The organism is Piscinibacter sp. PDB5-1 (assembly GCF_056676035.1).
Genome location: NZ_JBWVZL010000001.1, coordinates 1,365,059 through 1,379,516, shown reverse-complemented (window position 1 = coordinate 1,379,516; position 14,458 = coordinate 1,365,059). Strand labels below are relative to the sequence as shown.

The window sequence follows — 14,458 nt, the reverse complement described above, 5'->3', positions numbered from 1 at the left end:
GAGCGCCCTGATGAAGCGCCCCACCGCGGCCAGCCTGGCGATGCAGGCCGACCGCGCGGGGGGCGCGCGGCCCACCGTGCTGGTGGTGGACGACACGCCGACCAACCTGCACCTGCTGGCCGGCCTCTTGAACCCGCACTACCGCGTGCTCGTGGCCCCCAGCGGCGCGAAAGCCCTCGACATCGCCGCCAGCGGCGCCGCCGACCTGGTGCTGCTCGACGTGATGATGCCGGCCATGGACGGCTACGAGGTTTGCCGCCGCCTGAAGGCCGACCCCCGCACCGAGCACCTGCCGGTGCTCTTCATCACCGCGCTGTCGCAGCCCGAGGACGAATCCGCCGGCTTCGAGGCCGGGGCCGCCGATTTCATCCACAAGCCCTTCAACTCGGCCACCGTGCTTGCCCGCGTGCGCACGCACCTGCAGGTCAAGGCCTGGCAAGACTCGCTGCGCGACCACAACCAGCACCTGAGCCGCGCGCTCGAAGTGCGCGAGCGCGAAGTCGAGCGCCTGCGCGACACCTCGCTCTTCGTGATGGTGGGGCTGGCCGAGTTTCGTGACGCCGACACCGGCAACCACATCCAGCGCACGCAAGAGTACGTGCGCGTGCTGGCGACCTGGTACGCCGGGCGGTCCGCGTCGCCGCGCCTGTCGCCCGCGCTGATCGAAGAGCTGGCCAAGGCCGCGCCGCTGCACGACATTGGCAAGGTGGCCATTCCCGACAGCATCCTGCTCAAGCCCGGGCCCCTGGCGGCCGATGAGTGGACCATCATGAAGACGCACACCACGCACGGGGCCGACCTGCTGCAACGCGCGGTCGACCGCCTGGGCGAAGACGCCGGGCCGCTGCTGCGCTTCGGCATCGAGATCGCGCGCCACCACCACGAGAAATGGGACGGCAAGGGCTACCCCGACGGCCTGGCCGGGGAGTCCATCCCGCTGTCGGCGCGCCTGATGGCGGTGGCCGACGTGTACGACGCGCTGATCAGCCGCCGGCCCTACAAAGAGCCGATGAGCCACGAGGTCGCGCTGACCTACATTCGCGAAGGTTCGGGCGCGCACTTCGACCCCGAACTGGTTGAAGGCATCATGGCCTGCAAGCACGAGTTCACCGACATCGCCCGCAGATGGCACGACTGAGCCCCGGCCCCATGCGAACTGCCTGCTTGTCCTCGCGCCCGGGCTGGCGCCTCGCACTCGCGGCGCTGCTGGCGCTGCCGGCGCTGGCCAGCGCCCAAGACCTGTGGTGGTCGGGATTCGGTACCGTGGGCTACGCCCGCTCGAACCACAGCGCCCCGTACGAACGCTTCATCGACAAGAGCGGCACCTTCGACCGCGACACCGTCTTCGGCCTGCAGGCCGATGCGCGCTTCGGTGCCCAGTGGTCGGCCACGCTGCAACTTCGCGCCGCACCCGCGCTCGACCACGAGAGCCGCTGGTCGGTCGAGCCCGCCTGGGCCTTCGTCGGCTGGCGCCCGAGCGACGACTGGCTGCTGCGGGCCGGCCGCCTGCGCGTGCCGCTGTACCTGCACTCCGAATCGCTCGACGTGGGCGTCACGCACGACATGGCAAGGCTGCCGACCGAGATGTACTCGATCGCACCGAGTTCTGACGTCGATGGCCTGTACCTGACGAAGTCCTGGGCCCATGGGCCCGGCGAACTGGTGGCCGATGTCTACACCGGCCGCATCGACACCAATGGCCGCCTGTGGACCCGCGATGGCGTGCCGGGCGCCGTCGCGCCGGGGCCGGTGTACCTCGACATCGACGTGCGCCTGAGCGGCGCGGTGCTCACCTGGCGCCAGCCCGGCCGCGTGTGGCGCGCGGGCCTGCACCGGGGCCGCACGCGCTTGAACAGCGGCGAAGCGTTCCCGGTGGTCTACCCCTTCGTCTCGGTCGGCCCTGGGATGGGGTACTACCAGGTGAGCGCCGGCCTGCCCGGGCCCGGCATCCCCACCGTCCCGAGCCTGCGCAACGATGTGTTCACGCTGAGCTTCGACGAGCAGTTCGGCCACGGCTGGCGCCTCGCGGCCGAGTTCGCGCGCAACGTGCAGCACGACACCGAACTCGGGTCCGACACCCGGGGCGGCTATGTGGCGGTCTTCAAGCAGATGCAGCGGTTCACGCCTTACGTGGCGGTGGGCACGCTGGAGTCGAGCCAGAAGCAGCGCGAGTGGTACACCCGCCTGACCGCGAACCCCTTGCCCGGCGCCATGCCCGGTGCGGCGCAGATCAATGCCTCGCAGCGGCTCGCGGCCGAGTCGATCTACGCGGCCGACCAGCGCTCGTTCGCTGTCGGCGCCTCATGGGCGCTGGCGACGCAGCAGAAGCTCAAGGTCGAATGGAAGCGCACACGCCTCGGTCCGGTCTCTCGCCTGGTGGACACCCAACCCGGCCAGCCCGACACCCACAAGTTGCACATCGACGTCTTGTCGATGAACTACAGCTTCGCCTTCTGAGCCCCTCGCCATGAGCTTGCGTCGTCGCCCGCTGCTGCTCGCCCTGCCGCTGTGCATGGCGGGCGTGCCGGCGCTCGCGCAAGAGGCGGCGGCGCCCTGGGTGGTGGTGGGCCACCCCGGCGTGGCGCGTGTCGATGCCGCCCTGCTGCAGCGCCTGTACACCGGGCGGGCCATCGAGGTCGCCGGCACGGTGGTGACGGTCGTGAACCTGCCCGCCGGGCACCCGCTGCGCGAGCGCTTCCTGGCGCAGGCGCTGGCGCAGGACAACGACAAGTACGTCGCCTACTGGACCGTTCGCCGCCACATCGGCAAGGGCGTGCCGCCACGCGAGGTGAAGTCGGTGGCCGAGGTGGTCGAGTTCGTGCAGGCCACGCCCGGCGGGCTGGGCTACATCCCCGCGAGCGAGGTGCGCGCCGGCATGAACGTCGTCTTCAAGCCCTGAGCGGCCAGTACGACGGCCGGGCTCAGGCGACGGCCGGGCTCAGGGCGCAGGCCCTTTGCCGAATCCTTGGCCGGCCGCGCAGCCGGTGCTGCAGTGGCTGCCCACGGCCGGGGTGCAGGCTGGGGTGGCGGCCTGCCGGCGGCGTGCCCACCACACGAGGGCGACCATGCCCGCCACGCCGATCCCAGCCGCTGCGGGCCAACCGAACGTGAGCCCCACGCCCGAGGCCACCAGGGCCCCGAGCCACGGCAGCAGCATCGGAAACGCACAACACACGCTGCATGCCGCGGCGACCCCGACCAGACCCAGAATCTTCTTCACGTGTACTCCGGCAGTGAGGGCCAGGCCCCCGATAGACTGCACTCTAGAACCTCAAGTGACTTGAGATACAAGGGCCCCGATGACCATGCACCCCACCGCCGACACCTTGACCATCGGCCTCCTGGCCGAGCGCACGGGCTGCACGGTGCCGACGATCCGCTACTACGAAGAGATCGGCCTCATCCCCCCGGCAAAGCGCCGCCCGAGCGGGCACCGTTTCTATTCCGCCGAGGCCGAGGCGCTGTTGACGTTCATCCGCCAGTGCCGCGAGTTCGGCTTTCCGATCGAGCAGGTGCGCGAACTGGTGGCCTTGTCGCAAAGCCAGGACCGCGACTGCGTCGAGACGCTGGCCATCGCGAAGGCCCGCCTCGGGGCCGTGCGGGCCAAGATGGCCGAGCTGCGCGCGCTGGATCGCAGCCTGTCGCGCTTCGTTCGTTCGTGCACCGAGCGGTGCGCGGGGGGGCCGGCGGCCGAGTGCTCGATCGTGAAAGACCTGGCCGCCCCACCCGAGCCCGCCGCATCGGCCGGGCGTGGCTGCTGCGGCTGATCGGGCGGCTGCCCCGCGCCGCTCAACGCCCCTGCCCGTGCGCGGCTTCGGCCGTGAGCCGCTCGGGCAGATTCGCCGACGCACACAGCACCACGCGCACCAGCGGCTCGGTCGCGTGGCTCAGCACGGTCGGCGCGTGCGGCGCCACCTCGACCGCCCGCGGCTCGGCGGCGAGCACCTCGTCGCGCACGCGCGGGTTGGCGCACACGATGAAGCGGTGCCAGTGCCGCTCGTGGCGGATGCGCACCTCCGCGCGGTCCCAGTGCGGGGGCAGGCAGGCGTTCACGCGCACGGTGTCGCGCTCGACCACCACGCCGCAGATCGACTCGACCGAGGCCCGCAGCAGCCAGCCCGCCGAGCCGCTGTACCAGCTCCAGCCGCCCCGGCCCACCCAGGGTGGCGCCGAGTAGATGTCGCCGGCCATCACGTAGGGCTCGATGGCGTAGACCGGGCCCAGCTGCGGGTCGGCCCAACGGTGCGCCGGGCTCACGCCGGTGTAGACCTGCCACATCGCCTGCGGCTGCTGCAGCTTGGCCAGCGCCATCAGGGCCCAGACGGCCGCGTGGTTGTACTGGCCGCCGTTCTCGCGCACCCCGGGCGCGTAGGCCTGGATGTAGCCGGCGCTCGGCTCGGCGTGCGCGAGCGGCGGGTGCAGCAGGCGTGCGAGCTTCGCCTCGGGATCGAGCAGGTGGGTGCAGGCGCTGGCCATCGCGCGGCGCGCGCGCGCCGGGTCGGCGGCCTCGGTGAGCACGGCCCAGCTCTGTGCGATCAGGTCGATGCGGCACTCGGGGTTCGCGGCCGAACCCAGGGCCGAGCCGTCGTCGAAGAAGCCGCGCAGGTACCACTGGCCGTCCCAGGCTCGGGCGTCGAGGGCCTGCACCCAGCCCTGGCGCGCTTCGGACCACGCGCGCACGCGGGCCAGGTCGCCGCGCGAGCCAGCGATGGGCAGGAAGTCGGCCACCACCTGGCACAGGAACCACGCCAGCCACACCGACTCGCCCCGGCCTTCGTGGCCGACGCGGTTCATGCCATCGTTCCAGTCGCCGGTGCCGAACAGTGGCAGGCCGTGCGCACCCGAGGCCAGGCTGCGGTCGATGGCGCGGGCGGCGTGTTCGTAGATCGTTGCGCGCGGCCCGTGCGTCGAGGGGGTCTCGTAGATGTCTTCGGCGCCCGCCGGCACCGGCCGGCCTTCGAGGAAGGGCTCGGTGTCGTCGAGCAGCGTCAGGTCGCCGGTGCGGTTGAGGTAGTGCGCGAGCGCATAGGGGAGCCACAGGCGGTCGTCCGAGAAATGGGTGCGCACGCCGGCGCCGCCGGGTTCGTGCCACCAGTGCTGCACGTCGCCCTCGGCGAACTGGCGTGCCGCGTTGCGGCGGATCTGCGTGGCCAGCAGGTGCGGCGAGAGGCCGACCAGGGCCATCGCGTCTTGCAGCTGGTCGCGGTAGCCGAAGGCGCCGCCGGCCTGGTAGAAGCCCGCGCGGCCCCACATGCGGCACACCAGGGTCTGGTACCCCAGCCAGTGGTTGGTGAGTGCGTCGAAGCGCGCATCGGGCGTGCGCACCTGAACCCCGCCCAGAAGCTCCGGCCACAACGCGCGCTGGTCGTCCAGGCGCTGCGAGGGGTCCACCGCCCAGGCGGCTTCGAGCACCTCGCGCGCGGCCTCGGGCGAGTGCGCGTGCCCCAGCAGCACCGTGAGGCAGGCCGACCGGCCGGGCTCGGGCGTCAACTCGGCCGCGAGCGCCGCACAGGCATCGAGCCCCGGGCCGCTGCGTTGGCCCAGCGCGGTGGGCACGACGAAACGGCCCGCCGCGTCGAAGAACTCGCGGCGGTCGCAGGTCCAGTCTTGCGGCAACACGCGCGCGGCCGAGGTGGCATGGGGCTCGCCCTCGGCATCGTCGCCGGCCTGTGCGGGCCGCAGCACCCAGAAGGCCGTGGCACCGCCGAAGCCGCCCAGGTGGTCGAGCTGCGTGGCCTGCAGCGCCAGCACCTGCCGGGGCTGCGGCAGGCCCGCCCCTTGGGGGCCGATGGCGAGCGGGGCCACGTCGGTGCTCAGTGACAGGCGCTCGCTGCGCGCACTGCCCATCTGCCATTCGGCCAGGGCCACCAGGCGCAGGCGACGGCCGGGGCCGCGCTCGGCGGCCACGCGCACCTGCACCTGCTTGACGGCGCTGCGCGGGTCCACACACCAGCACAGCTCGACCGACAGGCCGTCGATCTGCTGACGCATGCGCGTGTAGCCGATGCCGTGCTCGACCGCGAGCGGCGCGCTGTCGCGCAGCCGCCGCCCGAGCGGCCACACGGTCTGGCGGTCCAGGTCGTGCAGCAGCAGCCATTCGCCGGCCGGGTCGGTCAGCGGGTCGTTCGACCAGGGCGTCACCTGGTGCATGCGGCTGTTGCCGGCCCAGGTGTAGCCGCCGGCCACTTCGGTGACCTGGCAGCCGAAATGCGGGTTGGCCAGCACGTTGACCCAGGGCCGCGACGGGTGGCCCTGCGGCGACAGCTCGAACGAGAAGGCCCCGTGCGCCGGGTCGAAGCTGCCGCTGGGCGCGTGTGCGGCCTCGGCCCGGGCCAGCACCACCGGCGGCACGGGCAGGCGCAGGGCCTGCGGGTCGGGCGCCGAGGCCAGGTATTCGGCATGCCAACGTTCAACATGCTGCGCGAGGCTGCGCCCGTCGGCCAGCAGGCGGATGCGCGCGAGCGTGTGCAAGGTGGCGCGCTCATCGGGCGTCAACTCGTGGTCGCGCAGCACGTGCAGGGCCGAGCACAGGTGCGCCGGGCGGCCCTGGTGCTGGCCTTGCAGGCGTGCCTGCAACTGCTGCAGCGCGTGCTGCACGGGCGAGAGGTACGACGCGGGCTCGTCGTTGCTGACGACCAGGTCGACGCACACGCCGCTGGCGCTCCACATGCGCACGGCCTTCTTGAGCGAGCGCACGAGGTCGAGCCCTTCTTCGCCGCTGATGGCCACCCACACGATGGGTCGGTCGCCCGAAATGCCGAAGCGCCACAGCGTGCGCCGGTCACAGCGGCCAGGCCCGCGCGTCGGCCCGGTGTCGCGCGGGGCCTGGCCGGTGAGCAGCGTGTTGAGCTGCAGCAGCGCGCCCCAGGTGGCCGGGTCGAACTGCAGCTCGCGCAGGCGGATGCCGCCCATGGTGTGCGACATGCTGGCCGCGCGCTCGACATGCGCGGCTTGCTGGTATTTGTCGATCAGCGCGACCAGTGTCTCGGTGTCGCGCGCGGCTGCGGTGCAAAAGGTCAGCTTCACGGTGGCGCCGGGGGCGAGCTGTAGGCCGACCTGCAGGCCGGCCACGGGGTCGAGGCCGGTGTCCATCGGGCGGCCGGGGCCGTCGTCGCCGAGCGACTCGGCCGGCTCTTCGACGAACACGGCGCGCCCTTCGCCCAGCGGGCAGGCCGCCGTGCCGTAGCGGCCCAGCCACTGGGCACGGTCGGCCAGTGGCTGCACGCTGTCGATGCTGCCCTCGACCGAGGCCAGAAAGTGCACCGCCTGGAGCGCGGCTTCGTCTTGCAGCCGGGGCCGGCGGCGCAGGTAGAGCACGCGGTCCACCTCGTCCCAGCGCACCTGCATGAAGAAGTTCGAGAACGCCGGGTGCGCGTCGTCGCCGCGGTGCGGGGCCAGCGTGGCTTCGAAGCTCGCGCACAGCTGCAGCGCCAAGGGCAGCTTGCCGGTGTTGGTCCACTCGACCTGGCGCAGCTCGCAGTCGTCTTCGGGGCTGACCCACACGGTGCAGGTGCTGCGCAGGTCGGGCCAGCGCGCTTCGAGCAGCACGCGTTCGGCCTGCACGCGGCAGTGGTAGCGCGCCGCGGGGTCGGGCGCGGGGTGGGCGGTCAACGAATGCCAGGTGGCCTGGCCCTGGCGGCGCAGGTAGAAAAAGCTGCCGTGCTGGTCGCGCAGCAGGTCGTCGCGCCAGCGCGTGAGGCCGATGCCGTCCCAGCTGCTGTAGCCCCCGCCGTGGCTGCGCAGCACGACCGCATAGCGTCCGTTGGTCAGCAACTGCGTCAGCGGCAGCTGGCCCGCGAGCGGCGCGCTCTCGCGCACCATGCGGGCCTTGGGCACACCGGCGCGCGGCACCGGCGCCGGCAACACCGGCGCGAGCGGCGCCACCTCGCGCGGCGCGCGCTCGTGCAGCAGCGGGGCGACCGCGCGCAGGTGCGGGTCGCTCATCAGCCAGCGTCGCGGCGCGTCGTTCGCCAGCACGTTGGTGAGGGCCACCAGCCCCATCGCCTGGTGGTGCGCCATGTAGGTCTGCACCAGCGTGTGGGTGTGGCCGGCGGTCTGCCGCTGCGGGGTGTAGTCGATCGCCTCGAAGAAGCCCATCGTGCCGCGCGCACCCAGCGCCTCCAGCGCCTGCAGGTTGCGCACTGCCGCGCCGGGTGACACCACGGTGGCCATCAGCGTGGCATAGGGCGCGAGCACGCGCTCGTCCACCGGCAGACGCGCCAGCGCGAGGCGGGGGGCGCCTTGCGGGCCGTACTGGTAGGCCAGGGTGTGGTCCTGGCCGGCGATGGCCGATTCAGAGATGCCCCAGGGTGTGCCGCGCGGCTGGGCCTCGGCGCGCTGCTCGGCCACCGCCGTGCGCGTGGCCTGCGCGAGCACGCTGCCGCTGGGCTCGTGCAGTACGAGCGAGGGCATCAGGTACTCGAACATCGAGCCCGACCACGACTTCAACCCCACTTCGGTGCCTTCGGCAAAGAAGGGGCGGCCCAGGGTGTTCCAGTGCACGACGGGCAGGTCGCCCTTGGCGATGGCCACGAGGCTCGTCAGGCGCGACTCGCTGGCCAGCAGGTCGTAGTGGTTCTCGTCGAGTTGCTGCGCTTCGCCCCGGTAGCCGATGTGCAAGAGGCGGCGCTCCCGGTCGTAGAAGGCTGCGTAGTCGGCGGCGAGGGCCATCGCGCGCGCGCGCCCGGCCAGGGCGCGCAGGCGCGCCGGGGTGTGCTGGCTGCGCTGCTCGTGCCGGGCCGATTCGAGCAAGGTCACGAGGTCGTGTGCGAGCCAGCGGGCGAGGGTGGCTTCGCGTGCCTCGGGCGAGGCGTCGCCTTGGCCCGTGTGTTCGTCGAGTGCCAGGGCATCGAGTTCGGCCCTCGCGGTGTCGATCACCTGCGAGAGCTCGGCGTCGATCCACTCGCCGCGTGTGGGCAGCACGAGCACGGCCAGGGCGGCGAGCGTGGCCGTGCGCGGCTCGGCGGCGAGCACGCGGTGCCGCGCGACCAATTGCTGGCGCAGCGAGGCGTGGCTGCGCTGCAGCGCGGCGAGCACCGCCTCGTCGCTCAACTCGGCCGCCATTTCGCAAGCGCGCGCGACGGCCAGCAGGTGCGCCGAGCAGTTGCCGCTGTCCACCGACGACACGTACGCGGGCGGCAGCACCGCGAGCGTTTGCGTGTCGTACCAGTTGTAGAAGTGGCCGTGCCAGCGCGGCAGGCGGTCGAGCGTGTCGAGCGTGGCCTGCAGGCGGTCGGCCATCGACGCGCGGCCGATGAAGCCGAGTTCGCGCGCGCAGGCCACGACCAGCAGGTAAAGGCCGATGTTGGTGGGCGAGGTGCGGTGCGCGACCATGCGGTGCGGCGTGAGCTGCACGTTGTCCGGCGGCAGGTGGTGGTCGGCCGCGCCGACATGGCACTGGTAGAAGCGCCAGGTGTCGCGCGCGAGCTGGTGCAGGTACGCCGGGTCGTCGGCGGCCAGCGGATCGTCGTGGGGCTGCGCGCGCGGGCGGCTGGCCCACCAGATCCACAGCGGCGCGCTGCCCCACACCGCCAGCAGCACGAGGGCGGGGGCCCATTGCACGTCGGTGCCGGCGCGGTCGGCCGCCACCAGCGCGGCCAGCAGCGCCAGTGCGGCGACGGGCACGCGCCGGTGCTGTCGCCACAGCGCGCCGAGCCCGTGCTGCGCGGCGGCCTGCGCAGCGGCGGCGGTGGTCCATTCGAGCAGCTTGCGACGCGACACCGTCTGGCGCCACAGCGCCCGCACGATGGCGTCGGCATACAGCAGCCCGAGCTGCAGCAGCTGTGCGAGGTGCCACAGCGGCAATGCCAGCGCGCGGGCCAGTTCGCCGCCCGCGTGCCAGTAGAAGAGGCGCGGCGCGATGTCGTCGCGGCTGGGCGCCAGCCCTGCGACCGCACCCAGCAGCGGGCCGGCGCCGAACGCCGATGCCACCACCACCAAAGCCAGCGACACCGGCAGCACGCCGGTCGCCAGCACGAGCAGCAGCAGCGCGAGCGACAGCGGCGCGACCAGCGAGCGGCGCAGGTTGTCGAACAGCTTCCAGCGGTTGATGGCCTCGATGCCGTAGCGGCCTGCATTGAGCAGGAAGGGCAGCAGTTGCCAATCGCCGCGAGTCCAGCGGTGCAGCCGCGCGTGCGCGACGTCGGCGTGCATCGGCGAGTCTTCCATCAAGGTCACGTCTGACACGCCGGCGCAGCGCGCGATCGAGCCCTCGAGCAGGTCGTGGCTGAGCACCTGTTCGGCCGGCAGGCGCCGGTCGAGCACCGCGTGCAGCGCGGCGACGTTGAGCAGGCCTTTGCCGGTGAAGCTGCCTTCGCCGAACAGGTCTTGAAAGATTTCGGAGCTGGCGGCGCTGTACGGGTCGATGCCGAACTGCCCGCTGAACAGCCGGTGGTAGGGCGTGGTGGTGCCCGCTTCGGGCATGGGCGCCAGCATGCGCGGCTGCAGGATGGCGTAGCCATCGACCACGCGGCGCCGGGCGGCATCGACGCGCGGCTGGTTGAGCGGGTGGGCCGCCGTGCCGACCAGCGCCCGCAGGCGACCGGGCGGCATGTCGGTGTCGGCATCGAGCACCAGCACGTGGCGCGTGCCGGGCACCAGGGCCGACAGCGGGCCGAGGTCCAGGAAGGGGCCGGGCGACTCAGGCTCGGCCAGCAGCCGCACCAGCTGTTCGAGCTTGCCGCGCTTGCGTTCCCAGCCGATCCAGCGCTGCTGGGTGTCGGACCACTGGCGCTCACGGTGCAACAACAGGAAGCGTGCCTGGCCGCCGTGCTGCTGGTTCAGCACCGACAGCCGGGCGCGCGCCGCGTCGAGCACGGCCGCGTCGCCCGCGGCGTGCGGGCCTGGTGCGTCGGTGTAGTCGCTCAGCAGCGCGTACTGCGCGTGCGGCTCGGGGTTCGACAGGAAGTGCTGTTCGAGCTGGGCGCACAGCGGCGCCACCGCGTCCACGTCGCCCAGCACCACAGGCATGACGACCAGCGTGCGTTGTTCGGGCGGCAGGCCATGGGCGAAGTCGAGCCGCGGCAGCTTGACCGGCGCGGCCGATTCGCTGATCCAGCGGTTGGTGAGCGCGACGATGGCCTCGCTCAAGGGGCCGAGCAGCAGCAGGCCGGCGAGCCACTTCAGACCCTCAGAGGCCTGCGGGTCGGCGCTGCGCATCAGCCACCATGCGAGGCCGGCGGTCAGCAGCAGCAAGCTCGCGAGGTAGGCCGCCACCACGAAAGGGCGGCGCTCGTTCGGGCCCTTGCGCGTCCACCAGCCGGGCGACAGCCCCAGCGCGCGGTGCAGGCGTTCGCGCTGCGGGCCTCGCCACCAGTAGATCGGTGCGGCCCCGGCCTCGCTGGCCGGCACGTCTTGCGTCAATTCGACGAGCAGGCGGGCCACCTCCAGCTCGCTGCGGCCCGACTTGCGCGCCAGCCGTTCGACCTCGTGCAGCGTCAGGTCCTGCGTCTCTTGCGATTCCGCGGCGTGCACCGGCGCGCCGTCGAGCGTCTGCATGACCGGGCTCACGCTGGCGATCAGCCGGCGCCAGTCGGCTTGTTCGATGCGCCGCAGCGTGGTGATGCAGTTGTGGATGCTTTGCAGGTCTTTGATCGACTCGTCTTGCTGCTGCTGCAAGGTGGCCGTCGGCGAGGGCAGCCGCGTGCTGAGCCAAGCCGTGAGTTGCGCGCCGAGCGCTTCGGGCAGTTCTTCGAGCCGGTGGTCGAGCTGCAACCAGAAGGCCTCGATCACCCCGCGCGCGCGCATGCGAGGCTCCAACGCTTCGAGCGCGGCCAGCCCCTGTTGCGCGGGCTCGTGGTCGAACCAGTGGTGGGCCACGTCGCGCGCCGCCTGCAGGGTCGAGAAGCGTTCGGCCAGCCGGCGCAGGTTTTCGAGCAGCACCACGCGCAAGGTGGTCGGCAAGGCCCACAGCTCGGCCAGCGACAGGGCCCGCTCGGCCTGGTAGGCGCGCAGGTAGGCGCTCAGCAGGCCGGTGTCGAAGCCGCCGTCGGTGTGGGCCACCCAGGCCCAGGCGATGCCATAGATGCGGGGCAAGCCGGCCAGCGGTTCGTCACGCAGGCGCGGCAGCAATCGGAAGAAATTGCGCGGCAGGCCGTGCCGCACCAGGTAGATCTGCTCATCAAGCAGTGCCGCGTTGTCGAGCAGCCACTTGCCGGCGGCGCCCAGGTGGCGGCCGTCGCGCACGCGCTTTTCGAGCAGCGCGCGCGCCTGTCGCAGCATGGCGACGTTGTCTTCGACGCGCGGGAAGAACTTCCCTCGGCCGGCGGTGCCCTGTACTTCTTGCGCGCGGGCGAGGCTTCGCCCATGCTGCTCGAAGCGCGCCAGGCCGAAAAGCACGGCGCGGACCGGCGGCTCCAGCGGGCCCAGGGTGGGTTCGAGCAGCGCGAGTTCTTCCCCGACCTCCGATCGTGCGTGTGTGGCGGCGCGACTCACAGCCAGCGCAGCGCGAGGCCCAGGGCGAGCCCTGCCACTGCGACCGTTGTCGCCAGGCGCGGCGCCATCAGCCCATGCAGCCGTTCAGCCGCCACGGCCACGCTGAACCATCGGCTGCGGGCTTTCTCGCACTGTTTCAAATGCCGGCACAGCACGAGCGACGGGTCTTGGGCGACCGGGCGAGCGGCGGAGGGAAAGGGCACGGCGGGCGGCGTCATGTGTGGTGGTTCCTGCGAGTCGGTCGTTGAAGGCGCACAGGTTTCATGCCCCGCTCCGGCGACTGACGCCAGGGCGGGCCGAAGCCCGTGTTCACCAGCAAGGGCAATCGGGGTGCCTGCCCCTCAAGACAGCACACTTGGACCCTCTGTGTGGAGTCCCGATGGACAACAAGACCCTTCTCGTGACCGGTGCGGCCGGCTACCTGGCGTCATGGGTGGTGCGGCTGCTGCTCGAAGCCGGCTGCACCGTGCATGGCACCGTGCGCAGCCTGGGCGATGGCGACAAGCTGCAGCACCTGCAGGCGCTGGCCGCGCAGCACCCCGGGCGCCTGAAATTGTTCGAAGCCGACCTGCTCAAGCCCGGCAGCTTCGATGCCGCCATGCGTGGCTGCGCGGTGGTCGTCCACACCGCGTCGCCGTATTTCGTCGACAAGCCGAAAGACATCCAGCGCCAGTTGGTGCAGCCGGCGCTGGCCGGCACGCTGAACGTGCTGGGCTCGGTCGAACGCACGCCCGAGGTCGGCCGTGTCGTGCTCACCAGCAGCATCGCCGCGCTCTACAACGACGCGTGTGACCTGACCAAGGCCGACCCGACCGTGCGCGAAGCCGACGTCAACCCCAACACCGACCCGCACCACAACAGCTACGCCTACTCGAAGACAGTGGCCGAGCGGGCCGCTTGGGCGCAGCAGCGCAAGCAGGCACGGTGGGACCTCGTGACCATCCACCCCGGGGCGATCTTCGGCCCCTCGCTGTCACGCCGCGCCGACGCCACCAGCGTCGGCTTGATGACAAGCTTCCTGAAGGGATCGTTCCGCACCGGCGTGCCGCGCCTGACGCTGGGCGTCGTGGACGTGCGCGATGCGGCGCTGGCCCACGTGCGTGCGGCGCTGCAGCCCGAGGCGCACGGGCGCTACATCGTGGTCGGGCATTCGATGCGGCTGCTCGAACTGGCGCGCACGATGCGCGTCGAAGCGCACGGCCTGAGGAACAGGCTGCCGCGGGGCGAGGCACCCAAGGCGCTGCTGTGGCTCATTGCCCCGTGGGTCGGCCTGCAGCGCGACTACGTCGCACGCAACGTGGGCCATGACATCCGCTTCGATGCGACCCGCAGCCGCACCGAGCTCGGCATCGACTACCGCAGCGCCGAACAAACCCTCAACGACCACATCGCGCAGGTCGTGGCCGATGGTCTGGTGACTCGCTGATCACCGCGTTGTGGGTGCTGTGCAGCGACTGCGATCAAAAGAGGCCCCATGAGCAGGGGCTCAGCGGTCTGTGTCGGGGGAATATCCGGATGGTGAGAAAAGTGCATGGGCATCTACATTGGCTTCGCCCGCTGCTCTCAGGCCCCTTTCAACTCTGGGTCCTGGTCGCTCGGCAAGACAAACAAAAGACATGTCCGACCTTGGAGACACCCATGACCCATCCCATGAGCTTCCGCCTTCGCACCGCCCTGCGCGCCCTGCTGCCAGCCCTTGCCCTGCTGGGCTTCGGCGCTGAAGCGACCGCCAGCACGATCACCCAAAACGCCTCGTGGACGGTGAACCGTTCGCTGACGAGCACGAAGTACCGCGTGGTGGCGTACGGCGACTCGATCTTCGCCGGCTTCAACACGGGCATCACCAGCGTGGCCAAGTACCCTGGCCCCACGGTGCACGCCGAGTACCTGTCGGCACTGTGGAAGGCTGACATCGAGAGCATCCGCCGCACGAAGTCGGGTGCTCTGGCCAAGGACATCTACGACAACAAGATCGTCGCCGAACGCACCTACATGCAGAACAGCTCGACCCGCGTGGTCGCGTTCG

8 protein-coding genes and 1 pseudogene are annotated in these 14,458 nt (G+C 71.6%); 6 read left to right on the top strand and 3 right to left on the bottom strand.

The features are described 5' to 3' along the window. Window positions 1-10 precede the first annotated feature (10 nt). From AC1KAT_RS06265 to AC1KAT_RS06255, 3 genes are read left to right on the top strand one after another with little or no spacing between them, the layout of a single operon-like run. Entirely contained in the window at window positions 11-1,138 is a 1,128-nt protein-coding gene (locus tag AC1KAT_RS06265) for a response regulator (RefSeq protein WP_480323856.1), read from the top strand. An 11-nt stretch (window positions 1,139-1,149) separates the two neighbouring features. Then, the gene (locus AC1KAT_RS06260; protein WP_480323854.1) at window positions 1,150-2,457 is read left to right on the top strand and encodes a hypothetical protein; all 1,308 of its coding nucleotides are present in this window, start codon (window positions 1,150-1,152) and stop codon (window positions 2,455-2,457) included. Window positions 2,458-2,467: 10 nt separating this feature from the next. Next, window positions 2,468-2,899, top strand: a complete 432-nt coding sequence (locus tag AC1KAT_RS06255; RefSeq protein ID WP_480323852.1) for a hypothetical protein — start codon at window positions 2,468-2,470, stop codon at window positions 2,897-2,899. A 39-nt stretch (window positions 2,900-2,938) separates the two neighbouring features. On the opposite strand, the gene AC1KAT_RS06250 is transcribed toward AC1KAT_RS06255, so the two are convergent. Next, a complete protein-coding gene (locus AC1KAT_RS06250; protein WP_480323850.1) occupies window positions 2,939-3,220 on the bottom strand; it encodes a hypothetical protein in 282 nt (93 codons plus the stop codon). A gap of 79 nt (window positions 3,221-3,299) precedes the next feature. On the opposite strand from AC1KAT_RS06250, the gene AC1KAT_RS06245 reads away from it, so the two are divergent. Continuing rightward, window positions 3,300-3,767: a MerR family transcriptional regulator gene (locus AC1KAT_RS06245; protein ID WP_480323848.1), complete on the top strand. Its 468-nt coding sequence runs from the start codon at window positions 3,300-3,302 to the stop codon at window positions 3,765-3,767. 22 nt (window positions 3,768-3,789) lie between these two features. On the opposite strand, the gene AC1KAT_RS06240 is transcribed toward AC1KAT_RS06245, so the two are convergent. Both AC1KAT_RS06240 and AC1KAT_RS06235 read right to left on the bottom strand, forming a co-directional pair. Further along, complete coding sequence (locus tag AC1KAT_RS06240; RefSeq protein WP_480323846.1) at window positions 3,790-12,432, bottom strand: GH36-type glycosyl hydrolase domain-containing protein; 8,643 nt, start codon at window positions 12,430-12,432, stop codon at window positions 3,790-3,792. Further along, entirely contained in the window at window positions 12,429-12,650 is a 222-nt protein-coding gene (locus AC1KAT_RS06235) for a hypothetical protein (protein WP_480323844.1), read from the bottom strand. Before AC1KAT_RS06235 ends, AC1KAT_RS06240 begins: the two co-directional genes overlap by 4 nt. A 161-nt stretch (window positions 12,651-12,811) precedes the next feature. Between AC1KAT_RS06235 and AC1KAT_RS06230 the strand changes: the two genes are divergently transcribed. Both AC1KAT_RS06230 and AC1KAT_RS06225 read left to right on the top strand, forming a co-directional pair. Then, window positions 12,812-13,858, top strand: coding sequence for an NAD-dependent epimerase/dehydratase family protein (locus AC1KAT_RS06230; RefSeq protein WP_480323842.1), 1,047 nt, complete (start codon window positions 12,812-12,814; stop codon window positions 13,856-13,858). A gap of 212 nt (window positions 13,859-14,070) precedes the next feature. Beyond that, a pseudogene (locus AC1KAT_RS06225) lies at window positions 14,071-14,458 on the top strand (SGNH/GDSL hydrolase family protein); the annotation flags it as partial.